This is a genomic window from Maribacter sp. MMG018 (assembly GCF_018100785.1).
Taxonomy (GTDB): domain Bacteria; phylum Bacteroidota; class Bacteroidia; order Flavobacteriales; family Flavobacteriaceae; genus Maribacter.
In genome coordinates, this window is the sequence record NZ_JAGJEC010000002.1 from 1,079,964 (window position 1) to 1,097,340 (window position 17,377).

Genomic DNA, 17,377 nt, shown 5'->3' on the forward strand with positions numbered 1-17,377 from the left:
ACTAAAGAATTTTCATCAACAGTTCTTTCAAAAGATCTGCCTGTTCTACTTTGCCAGATCCGACTCCTTTGCCTTTCATATCCAGTTCCCTTAAACTAGAAATGATTTGGCTTACCCTTTTCATCGGATAGTTTCTTGCCGCTGTTTGGTATTCTCCCACGAAGTATGGGTTAATTCTAAGTGAACTGGCAACATTTTTTGGAGAATGATCTCTTAATCCATGATATTGCAGCAGTTGTGAAAAGAAAGTGTGCAACAAAGTAACCGTAAGTACAAACGGATTGTCTTTAGGGTTCTGCGCAAAATAATTAATGATCTTTGTTGCCTTAAGAACGTTACGCTCCCCTATCGCCTTCTTCAATTCAAAATTATTATAATCTTTACTGATTCCGATATTCTGTTCTACATCTAACGGGGTAATTTCTTTTTTTTCGGGCAACGCCAGCTTTAACTTATCTAGCTCGTTGTTAATTTTACTAAGGTCGGTTCCCAAATATTCTACAAGTAAAATGGCCGCTTTGTGTGAAATTGAATAGCCACTTGACAACAATGTTTTTCGTAACCACTCGGAAACCTGATTCTCGTATAACTTTTTACTTTCGAACAAAACGCCACACTTCTTAACGGTTTTGTACAGGGCTTTTCGCTTATCTAGTTTACCATACTTATAACAGATAACCAAAACGGTGGTCATTTGCGGATTTTCTGCATAAGCGGTAAGCTTTTCTATACTTCTGGACAAGTGTTGGGCCTCTTTGACTATGACCACTTGTTTTTCGGCCATCATAGGATATCTTTTTGCATTCCCTACAATATCATCTATAGTTACATCCTTACCATACAATACCATTTGGTTAAAGCCCTTCTCTTCTTCTGAAAGTATATTATCGGCAATGTAGGAAGATATCTTATCTATAAAATAAGTCTCCTCCCCATACAGGAAATAAATAGGCTTTACAACCCCTTTTTTAATATCATTAACAATCTTTAGCGCTTCATCCATTCGGAAAAAATCATCAAATTTGTACCATGCAACCACTTAATTTTCCAGGTTACACCTTCAGGTTCAAAAATAGGCAAAATAAAGAGCTCATTTTTGACATAGTCCGTAAAAAATTTATGGTACTTACACCCGAGGAATGGGTTCGACAACATGTAGTGCATTATCTACATGTAGACAAACAATACCCTTTAAGCCTTATTAATGTTGAAAAACAGATTATTCTCAACGGATTAAAAAAAAGGTATGATATCGTTGTTTTTAACAGTGATGGCAGCATACATATATTAGTGGAGTGCAAAGCCCCTCACATACGAATTACCCAAGAAACCTTTGACCAAATAGCCAGGTACAATTTTAATCTTAATGCTACACACCTTATGGTGACCAATGGATTGGCGCACTATTCTTGCCAAATGTTGTTCGATGAGGAAAAATACAGGTTTTTAAAGGAAATTCCTGAATTTAGCCGTTAATTTGCAGTCGTTTTGAAAATCGCTGTTGTCATACTCAATTGGAACGGAGAAGTGCTTTTAGAGCGCTATCTTCCTTCTGTCCTTAAATTTTCGGAGGACGATGTGGATATATATGTTGCCGACAACGCATCTACTGATGGGTCCATCGAATTTTTGAGAACAAACTACCCAACTGTCGGAATAATTCAAAACACCTCCAACGAAGGCTTTGCCAAGGGGTATAACGATGCTTTAAAACATGTTGACGCCGATATATACTGTTTGCTGAATTCTGATGTAGAGGTTACAGAAAACTGGTTAGGCCCCATAAGAAAAGCCTTTATAGAAATGCCGGAGGCTGCAGTGATCCAGCCAAAAATTCTAGACCTGTTAAAACAGGATCATTTTGAATATGCAGGTGCTGCCGGAGGTTTTATAGATCAACTAGGGTACCCTTTTTGTAGGGGAAGAATTTTTCAAAGTCTTGAGAAAGATGAAGGCCAATACAACGACATAAAAGAAATATTTTGGGCAACGGGAGCTTGCATGTTCGTTCGCAGTTCCCTTTTTAAGGAACTAAACGGTTTCGACGAAGATTATTTTGCACATCAAGAAGAAGTTGATTTTTGCTGGAGGGCAAAAAACCAAGGACATAAGATCTATTATGTAGGATATTCAAAAGTATTTCACCTTGGGGGATCGACCTTAAGTAACATGAACCCCAAAAAAACCTACCTAAATTTTAGAAATACACTTTTCTCCATCACCAAAAATTTACCTCGCAGAAAGGCATTTCTTATTATTGCCATAAGATTGCTATTAGACGGTATTGCTGCGTTGCGCTTTGTAATGCAACTGAGGTTTAGGCATTGTTTTGCTATCTTGAGAGCGCATTTAAGTTTCTACAGGCAGTTTAATAGAATGTATAAGAAGCGGGAAAAAGCTAAATTTATATTAAAGTACTACACAACGAAGTCCATTGTGTGGTCTTATTTCGTAAATGGAGTAAGAAATTTTAACATTTTAGTAAAAGATTAACTAAGTACCACAATAAACGAATGACAAAATATATAATTTTGGTACTAATGTTTAAGAAAAAGTAAACCACAATCAATAAATACAGAATACAACTATGAGAAAAATCATTTTAGGGTGTCTTGGAGTAACTCTTTTATTATCTTCATGTGTTTCACAGAAGAAATATTCGGATCTTGAGGCAAAACAAAAGGAAACACAAGATTTATTAAATTCAGCTACTGTTAAGCTTAATGATTGTTTAGAAGAAAAAGCGACAGCCGCTTCAAGACTTCAAACTTTAGAAGACCAAAATGCTTTCTTGAAAGCGAACAACCAAGAGCTCATCAACAACATGGGCAACTTGACTACTTTGACTACAAAAGGGGCTGAAAACTTAGAGAAATCATTGGAGAGTCTTCAAGAAAAAGACTTGACCATTCGTAAGTTGAACGATGCCATTACAAGAAGAGACTCTGTTAACCTATCATTGGTTCAAAGCTTGAAAGGAGTTTTGGGCAACTTAGACGATGAAGACATAGAGATCAGTGTTGAAAAAGGTGTCGTATTCGTTTCAATATCTGACAAATTATTGTTCAGCAGTGGTAGCTACAATGTAACCAGCAGAGCTAAAGAAGTATTAGGCAAAGTTGCCAAAGTTGTTAATAACAAACCTGATTTTGAGTTTATGGTAGAAGGCCATACAGATGATGTACCTTACAGAGGTAGAGGTGGTGTATTGTTAGACAACTGGGATTTGAGTGTAAAACGTGCAACTGCCGTAGTACGTATTTTACAAAACGATTTCAATGTTGATCCTAAGCGTATGACCGCAGCAGGTAGAGCAGAATATGTTCCTGTATCACAAACAGAAAAATCTAAGAACAGAAGAACTAGAATCGTAGTACTTCCAAAAATTGATCAGTTCTATAGCATGATCGAAGAAGGAATGAAAGATCCTGCCATTAAATAATTTTATATAATGGATTAAATTAAAAGCGGCCCATCTGGGCCGCTTTTTTTATGTTCTAATTTTATAGTTCTATTTAAAACCAAATACAATACAAGATCAAAAGATATTTAAGCTACCTTTTCCTTCTCGTATTACTTCGGGTTCGCCAGTAGACATATCTATAACCGTAGAGGCTACATTATCGCCATACCCCCCATCGATCACTATGTCCACTAAATTTTCCCATTTCTCATATATCAATTCGGGGTCGGTAGTATATTCGAGCACATCGTCATCGTCACGTATAGAAGTAGAAACAATGGGATTGCCCAAACCTTCTACCAATGCCTTGGCAATATTATTATCGGGAACACGTATACCCACTGTTTTTTTCTTTTTAAAATCTTTAGGAAGATTATTATTTCCCGGGAGTATAAAAGTATAAGGCCCCGGCAGTGCCCGTTTTAGAATTTTAAAAGTGGCCGTATCAATCTGCCTAACATAATCGGAAAGATTACTTAGATCAGCACATACAAAAGACCAATTTGCCTTTGCCAACTTAACACCCTTGATCCTAGCAATTTTTTCCAAGGCCCTAGAGTTGGTAATATCGCACCCTAACCCATAAACCGTATCGGTAGGGTAAATTACAAGTCCTCCTTTTCTTAAAACCTGCACCACCTTGGCAATTTCTTTGGGGTTTGGGTTTTCTTCGTATATTCTTATAAGTTCTGCCATATCATTAAAAATTTACATTTTTTGATAAACCCTAACGTAATCTATTTCCATTGTAGCTGGAAAAGCAGCATCATCGACCCCTTCCAAACCTCCCCAGTTTCCGCCAACCGCAATATTCAATAAAAAATAAAACGGCTTTGAGAACGGCCAATTATCGGTATTCGCATCGGTCGGTCTTAAAAAATTAAGTTTCACATTTTCCTCTTCGTCTATGTAAAACTTCAAATATTCATCGGTCCATAAGAGACCGTATACATGAAACTCCTCTTCGATTGTTTCCAATGGTACCGGGCCCGAGGTTACCTGTGTTCCTTGTAGGTGGTTATTTGCCGTACTGTGAATAGAAAAATGTGTTTCGTTGGGGCTATAACTAACATATTCCATAATATCTATTTCTCCACAAGCAGGCCATCCCACAGAATCTATATTGGATCCCAACATCCAAATAGCGGGCCAAATACCTTTGCCTTTTAAATCAGGGATCTTAGCGCGTACCTCTATTTTTCCATACGTAAATTCTTGCTTGCTATTGAGCCTAGCAGAGGTATAATCACTACCTCCAACCTTTTCTTTACGCGCGGTAATCTTAAGGGTACCCCCACTTACCTCTACATTCGAGTTTTCCAGATAATTTTGAAGTTCATTGTTCCCCCACCCATGATTACCTGTTTCAAAACGCCAGTTCTCAAGAGATAGGGAATCTCCTTCGAACTCATCGCTCCAGATCAACACAGCATCTTTCCAATAATCATTTGAAAAAACATCCTTCTCGTCATTCTCTGTGTTCAAGGCCTCTTGGCAAGAGGAAATCGATACATAGAGTAAAAAAAATACAACGAAAAACCTGTGTTTACATATCATAACAATCGTTTTAATCGCTAAAAGAAACTTACATTATCACCTTCTCAAAGCACCTCTAATTTAGCAAACCTAAGCAGTAATTTTTTTACATCTCCCTGATCAAATTTAATTTCGGCCTTTCTATCATTACCTACCCCTTCTATCTTCAAAACCTTACCTCTTCCAAAACGGGTATGGTTTACTACCGAACCTTCTTTTAGATTAGGATCTATAGTGTTGGAGTTTCCTATGGGCTCGGCCAATTGAGGTTTAATTTTTCTCAGTTTCTTCAATTGGTTCAAATTAGGCTTATCTATAGTCGGGGGTGTACCTCTCTTAGGTTTATTTTGTCGAAGTTTACTTTTATCGACTTCTCCAAAAATATTGGCATTGATCATCGATTTATAGCGGTATCCACCATCTACCGGGGTTAGGTTTTCTACATATTTTTCATCAATTTCTTCCAAAAACCTACTAGGCTCGGCATCTATCAATTTACCCCAACGATATCTATTTTGCGTATAAGTCAAATATGCCTGTTTTTCAGCCCGCGTTAAGGCTACATAAAAAAGTCGGCGTTCCTCCTCTAGTTCACTACGGGTATTCATACTCATTCCAGAAGGAAAAAGATCCTCTTCCATCCCCACGATATAGACATACGGAAATTCAAGTCCCTTTGCCAAGTGAATGGTCATTAAAGCTACACGGTCGTCATCACCGGTATCTTTGTCCAAATCTGTCGCCAAGGCTACATCTTCAAGAAACTCGCTTAGTCCACCAGTAGCGTCGGCCACTTCCTTTTGCCCCTCTACAAAATCCTTGATACCGTTAAGAAGTTCCTCTATATTCTCCATTCTGGCAATTCCTTCCGGTGTACCATCTTTTTTAAACTCCAACAAAAGACCCGTCTTTTTAGATACTTGCTCTGCCAAGGTAAAGGCATCAGAGGTTTGGTTCATAATCTGAAAACTTTTGATCATTCGCACAAAGTCTTCCAATTTTCTTTTGGTACCGGAGTTTATCTTTAAATCTATTTTAGAGATGTTTTCCATGACCTCGAACATAGATCGCCCATAATGGTTTGCGGCAACCACCAGTTTATCTATAGTGGTCTGCCCTATTCCCCTTGCAGGGAAATTTATGACCCTTTTTAATGCCTCCTCATCTTTAGGATTAATGATCAAGCGTAGATATGACAATACATCCTTGATTTCTTTTCGTTGATAAAACGAGAGCCCTCCATATATTCTATAAGGAATGTCACGTTTCCTTAGGGCATCTTCTATGGCCCTGGATTGCGAATTGGTACGGTATAGTACCGCAAACTCACCGTTGGACATCTGATGCTGCATTTTATTTTCCCAAATAGAACCGGCCACAAACCTTCCTTCTTCAGCATCTGTAATACTTCTATGTATTTTAATACGCCCTCCTTCATCATTATCTGTCCAAACAACCTTTTCCAATTGGTTTTTGTTCTTTTCTATGATAGAATTGGCAGCCTTTACAATATTCTTGGTAGATCGGTAATTCTGTTCCAAACGGTACATTCCTACATTTTCATAATCTCTTTGAAAATTAAGAATATTGCTAATGTTCGCCCCTCTAAAAGAATAGATACTTTGGGCATCGTCCCCTACCACACAGATATTCTGAAAACGATCCGCCAATGCCTTAACTATCAAATACTGGGAATGGTTGGTATCTTGATACTCATCTACCAAGATATATCTAAAACGGTCTTGATATTTCATCAAAACATCGGGGTAGCGGGTCAACAATTCGTTGGTACGCAACAGTAGGTCATCAAAATCCATGGCCCCTGCCTTAAAACAACGATCTACATAGTTTTGGTAGATATCTCCAATACGCGGTCTCTTTGCCATGGCATCGGCCTCCATAAGTTCCGGATTGTTAAAATATGCCTTTACGGTTATTAAGCTGTTTTTGAACGAAGAAATTCTGTTCTGTACCTGCTTATACTTGTATATATCCTTATCCAACCCCATCTCTTTAATAATGGAAGCGATAAGACGTTGAGAGTCTTGGGTATCATAAATGGTGAAATTACTCGGGTACCCGAGTTTATCGCCATCGTACCTGAGCAATTTGGCAAATACCGAGTGAAAGGTACCCATCCATAAATTTTTGGCTTCCGAAGCACCAACGATACTGGCAATACGATCTTTCATTTCGCGTGCTGCCTTATTGGTAAATGTCAATGCCAAAATATTAAAGGAATCCACTCCTTGCTCCATTAGGTAGGCTATCCTATAGGTAAGCACCCTAGTCTTTCCGGATCCAGCCCCGGCTATTACCATCAACGGTCCGTCTTTATGCAGTACCGGTGCCCTTTGGGCATCATTCAATTCATCTATAAAAGAACTCAAGATATCATCAGTTTTAAAGTGTGAATTTAGCTAATATTGAGCTATACCGGAAATGATGTTTTTTAGAATTATAAACAATATGCAATAATATTTTATCGCTTTTGAATATCTTTAACCACACAAACACGATCTTCATGGCAAGCTTCTCAAAAAAATCGAACCTACTTTTAATTATTATTCTTCTTTTAATGAACGTTACGTTTGCCCAAGAGAAAAAGAGCGGCCCTATAATTGAGAACTACGGCAAGGTTTGGGCCATAGAAAACCCTGATTACAAAGTTAATAAGGATACTACTTTTAAAGCCGTCTTTGATATCATGAATTCACCCGAAGACAGCTCTCAACTTAATACCTCTTTAGAAACCGCTGCGAGATTTTTAAATATGCACGCCCAAAGCGGTGTACCTTTAGAGCAGTTAAAAGTTGCCCTCGTGGTACACAACAAAGCGTCTAAAGATGTTATCACTTCTAAAGCTTACAAAGCGAAATATGGAGTGGACAACCCTAACGAGGACCTCCTAAAAGCGTTGATCGAAGCTGGTGTACAGGTTATGTTCTGTGGACAATCTTCGGCATCTAGGGGATATCCAAAAGAAGATCTGTTAGATGGCGTACAACTGTCATTATCTGCTATGACCGCGCTTATACAATTACAGAACGACAATTATAGACTGATCAAATTTTAATATATACAATATGAGAAAATTAGGAATATTGGCCATGCTTCTTTGCGGTGTTGCCATACAGGCCCAAAGTCGTTTTGACAAAGATTATAAGGCTGTTGAAAGTAAGGTAATCGAATGGAGAAGATATTTTCACGAACACCCAGAACTTTCAAACCGCGAGTTCAAGACAGCAGAGAAAATAGCGGAGCATCTAAAAAATTTGGGTATAGAAGTTGAAACCGGTGTTGCCCATACAGGCGTTGTTGGTATTCTTAAAGGTAAAAAACCCGGAAAAGTAGTAGCCTTACGTGCAGATATGGATGCCCTACCTGTCACAGAGCGAAACGACCTTCCTTTTAAGAGCAATGTCACCTCTGAATATATGGGAGAAGAAGTCGGGGTAATGCACGCATGCGGGCACGACACGCACGTAGCCATACTTATGGGAGTTGCAGAAGTTTTGTCTAAAAACAAGGACAAGATAAAAGGTACTGTCAAATTTATTTTCCAACCTGCCGAAGAAGGTGCACCTCCGGGAGAAGAAGGTGGCGCTGCCTTAATGGTGAAAGAAGGGGTATTAAAAAACCCTGATGTTGATGCCATATTCGGTCTTCACATTAACTCGCAAACCCCGGTCGGTATGATCAGGTATAAGTCTGGTGGTACCATGGCTGCCGCTCAGGTATTTGAAATCAAGGTAAAAGGGAAACAAAGTCACGGCTCTCAACCTTGGTCAGGTGTAGATCCTATCTTGATCAGTGCTAAGATTATAGACGGTCTGCAAACCATTGTAAGTAGAGAAATGAACTTGACCAATGAAGCCGCCGTTATTACCGTAGGTAAAATTTCTGCGGGTGTAAGAAGTAATATTATTCCCGAAAGCGCAGAAATGATAGGTACCATTAGAACCTTGGATTATGACATGAAAGACAAGTTGAACAAACGTATGATCGAGATGGTGAACACCATTGCCAAAGCATATGGAGGCGAAGCTACCTGTACCATTACAGAATCTACCGATATCACCTATAACCACCCTGAGCTTGTGGAACAGATGTTGCCAACAATAAAAAGAGTTGCTGGAGCAGAGAACACCGTACTGCAAAAAGCGGTTACCGGTGCCGAGGATTTCTCTTATTTTCAGCGTGAAGTACCAGGTTTTTTCTTCTTTTTAGGAGGAATGACACCTGGTAACACAGAGTCTTTTCCTCACCACACACCTGATTTTAGAATAGACGACAGTGGTCTATTACTAGGTGTAAAAGCTCTTACCGAAATGAGTTTAGATTATTTAAACAGTAATAAAACCCCAAGATTGGAAGTTAAACCCAAAGGTTAAATTCATGATTTATTTTATGGCATTTTTAAACGGTTTTCCGTGGTGGGCTTGGATTGCCCTTATTCTTGCATTAGTTGCATTTTGGGATATTTTTATCCAAAGAAAACATACTATTAAACATAATTTTCCAATCGTTGGACATCTTAGGTATTGGTTGGAAAGTATTGGTCCGGAAATGCGTCAGTACTTTGTGGCCAACAACAGGGAAGAACTTCCCTTTAACCGTATTGAAAGAGGATGGATATATGCTTCCGCGAAGAAAGAAAACAATTATGAAGGTTTTGGCAGTGACAGGGACCTCTATGCGCACCAGCATGTTTTTATAAAAAATAGAATGATGGCCTACAAGGTACCTGCCGGTCACCCAAACGAGTCTGACCCAACCTTTATGCCATGTGCCAAGGTCATAGGCGAATTTAACCAACGAGAACGTCCTTTTAGGCCGGCCAGTATCATCAATGTTTCCGCAATGAGCTTTGGTTCTTTGTCGGCAGCGGCCGTTGAAGCGATGAACAAAGGTGTTAAAAAAGCAGGGGCCTACCATAATACGGGAGAAGGCGGTTTGTCTCCATACCATAAACAAGGAGGGGATGTAATCTTCCATTTTGGAACCGGTTATTTTGGGGTAAGAACTCCCGACGGTAATTTCTCTATGGAGAAAATGAAAAAACTGGTTTCCGAAAACCCGTGTATCAAAGCCATAGAAATTAAGCTTTCGCAAGGAGCCAAACCTGGAAAGGGAGGCGTTTTACCCGGCGCCAAAATAACCCCCGAATTGGCAGAGATCAGAGGTGTAGAAGTTGGCAAAGACGTACTTTCACCTGCTACGCACAAAGCCTTTTCCTCTGTTTCTGAACTCATGGAACTTATAGAAAACATTGCGAAAGAAACCGGCTTGCCAGTAGGCATCAAAGGAGCCATCGGAAAATTGGACCAATGGGAAGAACTGGCCGACCTAATGTTGACCACGGGCAAAGGCCCAGACTTTATTACAATAGATGGTGGTGAAGGTGGTACGGGTGCCGCTCCCCCATCATTTGCAGACCACGTATCATTACCATGGGTATACGGGTTCTCTCGTTTGTACCGAGTATTCTTAGATAGAAAATTAACCGATAGAATTGTTTTTATAGGAAGTGGAAAACTAGGGTTTCCGGCAAAAGCGGCCATGGCCTTTGCCATGGGTGTAGACTGTATAAATGTAGCTCGTGAGGCCATGATGAGCATCGGCTGCATTCAGGCTCAGGTATGCCATACCAATCGATGCCCGACCGGAATCGCTACACAGAACAAATGGCTTCAGAAAGGAATAGACGTTCCCTTAAAATCAGATCGTCTAGCCCAATACTTTAAAACGTTCAAGAAAGAATTTTTAGAGATTACCCATGCCGCAGGCTACGAACACCCATGCCAGTTTACAATGGACGATGTACAGGTAAACGTAGACGACAACGACCTAAATAAGAGTCTTGCCTCTACTTATGGTTACAATAAGGCAAAAGTTGCTTTTAATGGTGTTCAAGAATTAAAAGACTGTTCGTATATTGGCGGCAAATAAAAAGAATTAAATATGAATAAATTTTTATCCCTTTTTATAGTTGTTTTATTAGCGTCCATTAATTTAAATGCGCAGAAAAAGAGTGAGTTAATAACCCAAAATCAAGAGTTGAAATTCCAATTAGACTCTATTAAACGTTTGGTTTCGGATGCAAAACACAACGAAAAAGTAAGTGTTTTAAAAGCTGATGAGCTACAAAAACAGGTTACAGAGTTACAAGATGCGAATGCGACCTTGTTAAAAAACCTGAACAGTTTTGCAGCACTTTCTAGTAAAAACACCGAAAATATAAACAAGACCCTAGCCACTTTAGAAAGAAAAGAGGCCCAATTAAAGAGCATTGTTGACGGCGTAACCAGTAACGACTCTACCGCAGTGGTCATCGTAACCAACTCAAAACAGGTTTTAGGTGAAAATGCAAAAGTTCAAGTAAATAATTATGGATCTGTAATTATTTCTGAAAAGTTGGATTTTTATTTTGCCAATGGTATAGGAACCAAGCTTCTAGCACCGGCGAAAGCCTATTTAGAAAATGTAGCGAAAGTAATCAACGCCAACCCAAAATCTATGGTCACCGTTTCTGGCCTAAGTATGACCGGTGAATTGGACATAGCTTTGGGTCAAGCGGCTACCGTAGCACAAGTGCTCATTAAAGATTATGGGGTGCCGGGTGATCGCATAAACGTAAAAGGCGTAGATGGCGGTTTAAAAGAATCGTTGCAAATAGAAATACATCCAGATTATAAAAGTTTTTATATGACCGCAAAAGATGATGTAAAGAATTAAAAAAACCGCCAAATGGCGGTTTTTTTAATTTTATGCTATGATACATAGTGTCATATATTCTTTCGATCATATTAACGGTTCTTAAAAGAACTATATCTTTCCCAAGAAAAACGTTGTAACGTAGATTTACCTTCTTGACTTACAAGGGGAAAAAGTAACATTCTATATTTTTCCACATCGGTATAAGGGAAATAATCAAAAGAAACGTTCTTGTTTATAATTTCGAAATAAGAATCATAAGCCTCATAATCCGTAGCCGAAATGGCCGTTAATTCAAAATTGCTAAAAGTTTTAAAAAAATTATCGGTCATCTGTTCTTTAATCTCTTCCGGAATCTCTAATTTAGGAAAACTCATATAATCTTCCCCTTCTTCAAAAGTCTCAATATACCAAGATTTTACATTAAATTTATTCCCCTCAGATTCTATTTTTTCCAAATATAGAGCGTACAAATCAACTTCAGGATTATTTGCAATTATTTCATATCCAAGGTCTGTTTCGTTTACACTAGCTTGCCAATTGGGCATATTTATATCCAAATTATCGTCAGAGCCTTTGCTATAATAGACCAAACCATTTTTGCGATAATTAATTTCATTTACATAATACTCGAACATTGGCAATACCGGTAAATCTATATAATCTAATTGCTTCGTTTTATCAAAATTAGATACATTATAGACATCAAAATACTCATTGTTTTCAAAGTCCTGTGTTTTTATATATCCTTTTCTATAGAAACTAATATCCCCTTGATCAGTTTCTGGTAGGGTCAGTTGAATATTGTCCTCTGCACGAACCAATTCATTTGCTTCTATTTGCAGTTCAGTTTCATTGGCCTTAGGGCTAATAACCGTGTACTTATAATTTTCTTTCTTACCATCAAAAAAAGGATTTCTTGATGCCAAAGCATTTGTTCTTATAAGAATAGGTGAATCCGATTCATGTTTTATAGATAATGTAGTTTGTTGATCATCTCCACTTACCTCAGTTATTCCGTAGTTATATCCTTTCGCGTCATAGCCAGAGGAACTGTTTTCAAAAGGCACCCCGTTAAGCTTAACCTCAATTTCATATCCTGGTTCTGTAATATTGCTAGTGTTAAAACCAGGTTTTAAAATACCTAATGGCATTCTTGTGGTGTGTAAAGTCATTTGTTTATTATCAAAATCGCTCGATGAAGAACCATCTTCGTAGATTACCTCGGTGAACATGGCCTCTTCTTCCTCTACAATCTCATCGGTATATATTTTATTGACCCCCAAAACTAATTGCTTAACTGCAAGTTGTTGTCCATCTCCGGAATTAACGAACACCCATTTACTATTATTAAAAACCTTTCTACCTTCGGTAACATCATAGATACTTAGTAAATGCTTTATTTCAACAGAGAAAGTCCGGGATGTTTCATTACCGAATTCATCTACCGAAGTAATTACAAACTCTGTAGCCCCGATTTCAATTTCATATGGATTGATCGTCACATTAAATTGTTTTTCTGCACTAGTGACCAATTCTATTCCATTGTGCAATATTTTAGTACTTACACTTGATTCGTCTTCTATTTCTACCGATACTTCAGTAAAGGTTTCGATAACATCTAAAAAACCATTGGCTTTTATTGCAGGAGCAGCCTCATCGACGACTATAGTATCATCTTCATGTTGATTTTCGTTATTGGAATCATCATTTTTACTACACGAGCCGATAGTGATCAAAAGAAATAAAAAAGGGAACAATCTTGTTTTCATATAATTGAACTTGTATTAAATTTTACAATGGTCATGGATCTAAAAAACAACAAAAATAAAACAAAACTAATCCCCTATTGCAAAGAGGATTAGGTTGTTAAAATAACAAATATTTTGATATTACAGGCAGATTTGCCCCGATCTCGAATAACCACATCCGATAAAAATCCAGTTTTAAGTATTTCATCGATAAAATACTATACTAATTGAAAAAATTGCACGTTCTTATTTCGTAAATTATAAATTAACATAAATGACTTCTGACCAAATTTTTCAATTATTTGCTTATTTATTGCCATCTATCGTTACCGGTGTGATCGCGTTTTACTTTTTTAGGCTACATACAAAAAATGAAGAAGGTAGAAGGCGTTTTCTTTTACATAAAGATTCGCAAAAAGACACTTTGCCAATTAGACTTCAGGCATACGAACGTATGGCCTTATTTTTAGAGCGTATCTCTATACCAAGTTTGGTGGTTAGGGTAGCCCCTACCAACCAAGACAAAAATGCATACGAAGCATTGTTGACAAAGAGTATAGAAACTGAATTTGAGCACAATCTCTCTCAACAGATCTATATGTCCGACGAGTGTTGGAACATTATAAAGGCGGCTAAAAACGCCACGGTACAGATGATTCGAAAAGCAGCTATGAGCGAGGCGGAAACTGCCGATAAATTACGTGAGGACATCTTGAACGAATCAATGGAAAAATCATCCCCATCTACCACTGCACTATCTTTTGTAAAGAAAGAGCTTGGGGAATTATGGTAAAGAACCTATCCTATAAAAATTAATTTATAAAAATAAAAAGGGCAACAGAAATTGTTTTTGTTGCCTTTTTTTATTCTTGTGCATTTGGCTCAATGGGGTTTGTTTCCTCATTTTTGTTCTTGGCATACAAATACCCTCTTTTCCACCATTGTGTCATTTTTTTCTTATCAAAGATCAACGAGTTGGTAGTTAATATAGTCGGTGTATAATACAGATTGATAATCGCATTTTTCTGATTGGCAGCAAATTTGCCTATTCTTATATTCTGTGTTTCTATACGATCTAGAATAAAACTCATCATCGTGGTCAAAAGCTCAAAAGGATTTCTAGACGGCAGTCTATTTAAATAATTGACCTCTGTGTGTAAGACTACGACATCTACTTCCGTTGCCCCTCTTCTAATCGCTTCTTCTATTGGCACTATGCTTCCTAGTCCCCCATCTGCATATTCACACCCATTTTTTCTGGCCAAGCTCATAAAAGGCGTGTAGTTTGCCGAAATCCATATCCAATCACAAAACTCCTCATAAGTGCAATCTTTAATGGATTTATATTCGACTTGATTCAGAGACAGGTTGCTTACGGTAATTACAACATCTGCCATTCCTTCTTTTAGTTTATAGAACTCATCTTCCGTTAAGCTCTCCCCTATAAGGCGCCTAAGGTTCTCACTCTCCCCAAATGTTTTTTTTCCGGCGATGAAGTTTTTAATAACGTTCCAATGGTTAATGGAAATTTCATCATTACCATGTTTTCTTTTTACAACAAAAGGGCAATTGTTAAAAATACTTTTCTGGTTTACATTGGAATAGATCTCTTTTATCTTATCCAATTCACCCAAGGCCAAATGTGATATTAAAAGGCTTCCCGTAGATGTGCCCACGAATAGATCGTAGGTTTTACCTGCTTCCTGTATTAGAAATTGGGCCACACCTCCCGCAAATGCACCTTTACTTCCACCGCCTGAAATGACCAAAGCTCTCATGGTAATTCTATTTTAGTCTTAAGATAACGTAAATCGGACGGTTTTAGTTGCCCGGCAATCTTTTCAATTTGATTTTTCATAGATACGTCCACCAGTTGTTGATCCAGCAAATTTCTCGCATAACTTCTAAATTGCCAAGAATGATGATTGGTAGCCATAATCAATTGTTTTAAAACTTCGTTGTTAACGGCCCTTATCTCAAATAAGTATTGAAAAGCAGCTTGTCTAATTTCGGTATTATAATAGGGTTTTGTATAACCTATTAACTCGTTCAAATAATCAATCTTTTCATTTGGGTCATATTCCGGTGTTACCAAAGCCAATGTTAACCATAACAACCTAACATTTTTGTTGGGCAACCCCACAACACCTTTTAATTTATCCAAATATACCTCTCTATTTTCCGGAAACGACATCCACAACTTATAAAGCATTGTTTCTTTGGTAATATAGCTATCATCTAACAGTAAGGTTTCATACTCGTTTTTTAGTGAAGGTGGAACTCTGGTAGTCGCCAAGGCTATACTTTGTCTAATTTCTAAAGAGGATTCGTTCTTAAATATTTTTTTTAATGAAGTATCGGGTATTTGCCCCAAATAGTTCATCAATAATTGCTTTTTATAAGGTGTTGGCGATTCTCGATTCCATAACCACATAAGTTTTTCATCACCCAAAACAGTAGTTGAATCCACTTTCATTTGCACCTCAAAATACAGTTTTAACGAATCGTTCTTACTTTTTAAAAACCTCTTGACCTCTTCCGACGGAAAGTCTTTACCCCGTAACCATGTTTCCTCAAAACCATCTAAATCGTTATTTGATACTTTCTTTATTTCATCCAAAAAATTGGGAATCGTAACGTTTTTGAATCGGTATTTATTTAGATAATTTTGCACCCCTTTCCTAAAAGCCTCGTCCCCTACTTCTTCCCTAAGCATTATTAATGCCCAAGCCCCTTTCTCATAAAAGGTAAGACTGTTGGCCTTGGGATCCAAAAGGCTTTGCCCCTGTCCCATTTTCGAAAGCTCCATTAGTTCTTTTGCGGACCTGTATAATTCCCAATAAAAATAATCCTCGCCAAAAATTTGCTTCTCGCACAAATAGGCATAATAAGTTGCAAAACCTTCATGTAACCAATGGTGCCCGCCATCTTTCTCGGTTACCAGATTGCCAAACCATTGATGCGCCATTTCATGGGCATTTATCTTTACATAATTTCTGTCTATAAAAGACGTACTATCCACTACATAGGCATCTGAAAAAATGGTTGCGGTCGTATTTTCCATTCCAGCATATAAGAAATCGTGTACGGGAATTTGTTTGTAGTTCTGCCATGGGTAAGGCACTCCGATCTCATTTTCCAAAAAATCAAAAATCCTTTTAGTATACCTATACGTTGGTTCTACCTTGGCGCTATCTTTTGGGTAAAAGTAATTGTAAATGGGTGTACCACTTGATGAAACAAGATTTTGTGCTGTATATTCTCCTATGGCAAAAGCGAGCAAATAACTGCTCATAGGTTGTTTCATATCAAAAACCCATATCCTGCTATTATCCGTTTCATTTGTAGTCTTGACCAAGTTTCCGTTAGCCACTACCGTATACTTTTTATCGGCCTCTATTTTTAGGTCAAACTCAAGCTTTTCTTGCATATCATCAAAACTTGGCAACCAATGGCTTGTATATTTTCCTTGCCCTTGGGTCCAAATCTGTTCATTGCCCGCCACTTGATCGTCCCAACCTATAAAATAAACAGTTTGCTTTGGTACTGCCTCATACGCAATCTTAAGTTCGTACGAACCTCCTTTTTTGAATCTATTATAAATGGTAACCCTCTTGTCCGATACTGTAAATTTTACTTTTTTTCCATTAAGCAAAACCTTATCAAAGGTTATATTCTTGGCATCCAAAAAAATAGAATCCACTCTTTGCTTTACTTTAAAGTTGTAAACCACATCACCTATGATACTTTTGGTAGTGGACATTGGTTTAACGAATACGTCGGCATGAACAAAATCAACCTTATCTTGGTGCTGCCCATATGTAGAACACAAGGCACAAAAAATAATAATGCTAAATAATTTCTTCATAAAAGCCGGGAAAACGGATAGTGGACCAAATTTAATATTTTA

The 17,377-nt window shown here is 37.9% G+C and carries 15 protein-coding genes; 8 read left to right on the plus strand and 7 right to left on the minus strand.

Translation table 11 applies throughout. The features are described from left to right. Position 1 precedes the first annotated feature (1 nt). Complete coding sequence (gene holA / locus J8L85_RS13045; protein ID WP_211017851.1) at positions 2-1,003, minus strand: DNA polymerase III subunit delta; 1,002 nt, start codon at positions 1,001-1,003, stop codon at positions 2-4. 26 nt (positions 1,004-1,029) lie between these two features. On the opposite strand from holA, the gene J8L85_RS13050 reads away from it, so the two are divergent. The 3 genes from J8L85_RS13050 (at position 1,030) to J8L85_RS13060 (ending at position 3,442) form a co-directional block, all read left to right on the plus strand. After that, a complete protein-coding gene (locus J8L85_RS13050; RefSeq protein ID WP_211017854.1) occupies positions 1,030-1,476 on the plus strand; it encodes a type I restriction enzyme HsdR N-terminal domain-containing protein in 447 nt (148 codons plus the stop codon). Between the two features lie 12 nt (positions 1,477-1,488). Then, positions 1,489-2,493, plus strand: a complete 1,005-nt coding sequence (locus J8L85_RS13055; protein ID WP_211017856.1) for a glycosyltransferase family 2 protein — start codon at positions 1,489-1,491, stop codon at positions 2,491-2,493. A gap of 94 nt (positions 2,494-2,587) precedes the next feature. Beyond that, positions 2,588-3,442, plus strand: coding sequence for an OmpA family protein (locus J8L85_RS13060; RefSeq protein WP_211017858.1), 855 nt, complete (start codon positions 2,588-2,590; stop codon positions 3,440-3,442). 96 nt (positions 3,443-3,538) lie between these two features. Here the strand turns inward: J8L85_RS13060 and J8L85_RS13065 are convergent, their stop codons facing one another. From J8L85_RS13065 to J8L85_RS13075, 3 genes are read right to left on the minus strand one after another with little or no spacing between them, the layout of a single operon-like run. After that, on the minus strand, positions 3,539-4,159 hold the full coding sequence (locus tag J8L85_RS13065) for an L-threonylcarbamoyladenylate synthase (protein ID WP_211017860.1): 621 nt from the start codon (positions 4,157-4,159) through the stop codon (positions 3,539-3,541). A 12-nt stretch (positions 4,160-4,171) separates the two neighbouring features. Then, the gene (locus J8L85_RS13070; protein ID WP_211017862.1) at positions 4,172-5,020 is read right to left on the minus strand and encodes a glycoside hydrolase family 16 protein; all 849 of its coding nucleotides are present in this window, start codon (positions 5,018-5,020) and stop codon (positions 4,172-4,174) included. Positions 5,021-5,064: 44 nt separating this feature from the next. Further along, a complete protein-coding gene (locus tag J8L85_RS13075; RefSeq protein WP_211017864.1) occupies positions 5,065-7,389 on the minus strand; it encodes a UvrD-helicase domain-containing protein in 2,325 nt (774 codons plus the stop codon). 134 nt (positions 7,390-7,523) lie between these two features. Here J8L85_RS13075 and J8L85_RS13080 point away from each other — a divergent pair, with 134 nt between their 5' ends. The 4 genes from J8L85_RS13080 to J8L85_RS13095 are packed head-to-tail and all read left to right on the plus strand — an operon-like array spanning position 7,524 to position 11,737. Then, on the plus strand, positions 7,524-8,075 hold the full coding sequence (locus J8L85_RS13080; protein WP_211017866.1) for a DsrE family protein: 552 nt from the start codon (positions 7,524-7,526) through the stop codon (positions 8,073-8,075). 10 nt (positions 8,076-8,085) lie between these two features. Then, a complete protein-coding gene (locus J8L85_RS13085) occupies positions 8,086-9,393 on the plus strand; it encodes an amidohydrolase (protein WP_211017868.1) in 1,308 nt (435 codons plus the stop codon). A gap of 4 nt (positions 9,394-9,397) precedes the next feature. After that, positions 9,398-10,951, plus strand: coding sequence for an FMN-binding glutamate synthase family protein (locus J8L85_RS13090; RefSeq protein WP_211017870.1), 1,554 nt, complete (start codon positions 9,398-9,400; stop codon positions 10,949-10,951). 12 nt (positions 10,952-10,963) lie between these two features. Continuing rightward, positions 10,964-11,737 (plus strand): hypothetical protein, encoded by a 774-nt coding sequence (locus J8L85_RS13095; protein ID WP_211017872.1) that lies wholly within the window; start codon positions 10,964-10,966, stop codon positions 11,735-11,737. Between the two features lie 71 nt (positions 11,738-11,808). Here the strand turns inward: J8L85_RS13095 and J8L85_RS13100 are convergent, their stop codons facing one another. Further along, positions 11,809-13,488 carry a hypothetical protein gene (locus tag J8L85_RS13100; RefSeq protein ID WP_211017874.1) on the minus strand — a complete coding sequence of 560 codons (1,680 nt, stop codon included), beginning with the start codon at positions 13,486-13,488 and terminating at the stop codon, positions 11,809-11,811. 253 nt (positions 13,489-13,741) lie between these two features. Here J8L85_RS13100 and J8L85_RS13105 point away from each other — a divergent pair, with 253 nt between their 5' ends. Further along, positions 13,742-14,260 (plus strand): hypothetical protein, encoded by a 519-nt coding sequence (locus tag J8L85_RS13105; protein WP_211017876.1) that lies wholly within the window; start codon positions 13,742-13,744, stop codon positions 14,258-14,260. Positions 14,261-14,330: 70 nt separating this feature from the next. Here J8L85_RS13105 and J8L85_RS13110 read toward each other — a convergent pair whose 3' ends face one another. Then, a complete protein-coding gene (locus J8L85_RS13110; protein WP_211017878.1) occupies positions 14,331-15,245 on the minus strand; it encodes a patatin-like phospholipase family protein in 915 nt (304 codons plus the stop codon). Then, positions 15,242-17,335, minus strand: a complete 2,094-nt coding sequence (locus J8L85_RS13115; protein WP_211017879.1) for a M1 family metallopeptidase — start codon at positions 17,333-17,335, stop codon at positions 15,242-15,244. The genes J8L85_RS13110 and J8L85_RS13115 overlap by 4 nt, the downstream gene beginning before the upstream one ends. Positions 17,336-17,377 lie beyond the last annotated feature (42 nt).

Bases quoted from the DNA above. Each gene is read 5' to 3' on its own strand.
- J8L85_RS13080 (WP_211017866.1), top strand. From the start codon at position 7,524: ATGGCAAGCTTCTCAAAAAAATCGAACCTACTTTTAATTATTATTCTT.
- J8L85_RS13060 (WP_211017858.1), top strand. From the start codon at position 2,588: ATGAGAAAAATCATTTTAGGGTGTCTTGGAGTAACTCTTTTATTATCT.
- J8L85_RS13090 (WP_211017870.1), top strand. From the start codon at position 9,398: ATGATTTATTTTATGGCATTTTTAAACGGTTTTCCGTGGTGGGCTTGG.
- holA (WP_211017851.1), bottom strand. From the start codon at position 1,003: ATGGATGAAGCGCTAAAGATTGTTAATGATATTAAAAAAGGGGTTGTA.
- J8L85_RS13050 (WP_211017854.1), top strand. From the start codon at position 1,030: ATGCAACCACTTAATTTTCCAGGTTACACCTTCAGGTTCAAAAATAGG.
- J8L85_RS13115 (WP_211017879.1), bottom strand. From the start codon at position 17,335: ATGAAGAAATTATTTAGCATTATTATTTTTTGTGCCTTGTGTTCTACA.
- J8L85_RS13065 (WP_211017860.1), bottom strand. From the start codon at position 4,159: ATGGCAGAACTTATAAGAATATACGAAGAAAACCCAAACCCCAAAGAA.
- J8L85_RS13110 (WP_211017878.1), bottom strand. From the start codon at position 15,245: ATGAGAGCTTTGGTCATTTCAGGCGGTGGAAGTAAAGGTGCATTTGCG.
- J8L85_RS13100 (WP_211017874.1), bottom strand. From the start codon at position 13,488: ATGAAAACAAGATTGTTCCCTTTTTTATTTCTTTTGATCACTATCGGC.
- J8L85_RS13105 (WP_211017876.1), top strand. From the start codon at position 13,742: ATGACTTCTGACCAAATTTTTCAATTATTTGCTTATTTATTGCCATCT.
- J8L85_RS13070 (WP_211017862.1), bottom strand. From the start codon at position 5,020: ATGATATGTAAACACAGGTTTTTCGTTGTATTTTTTTTACTCTATGTA.
- J8L85_RS13085 (WP_211017868.1), top strand. From the start codon at position 8,086: ATGAGAAAATTAGGAATATTGGCCATGCTTCTTTGCGGTGTTGCCATA.
- J8L85_RS13095 (WP_211017872.1), top strand. From the start codon at position 10,964: ATGAATAAATTTTTATCCCTTTTTATAGTTGTTTTATTAGCGTCCATT.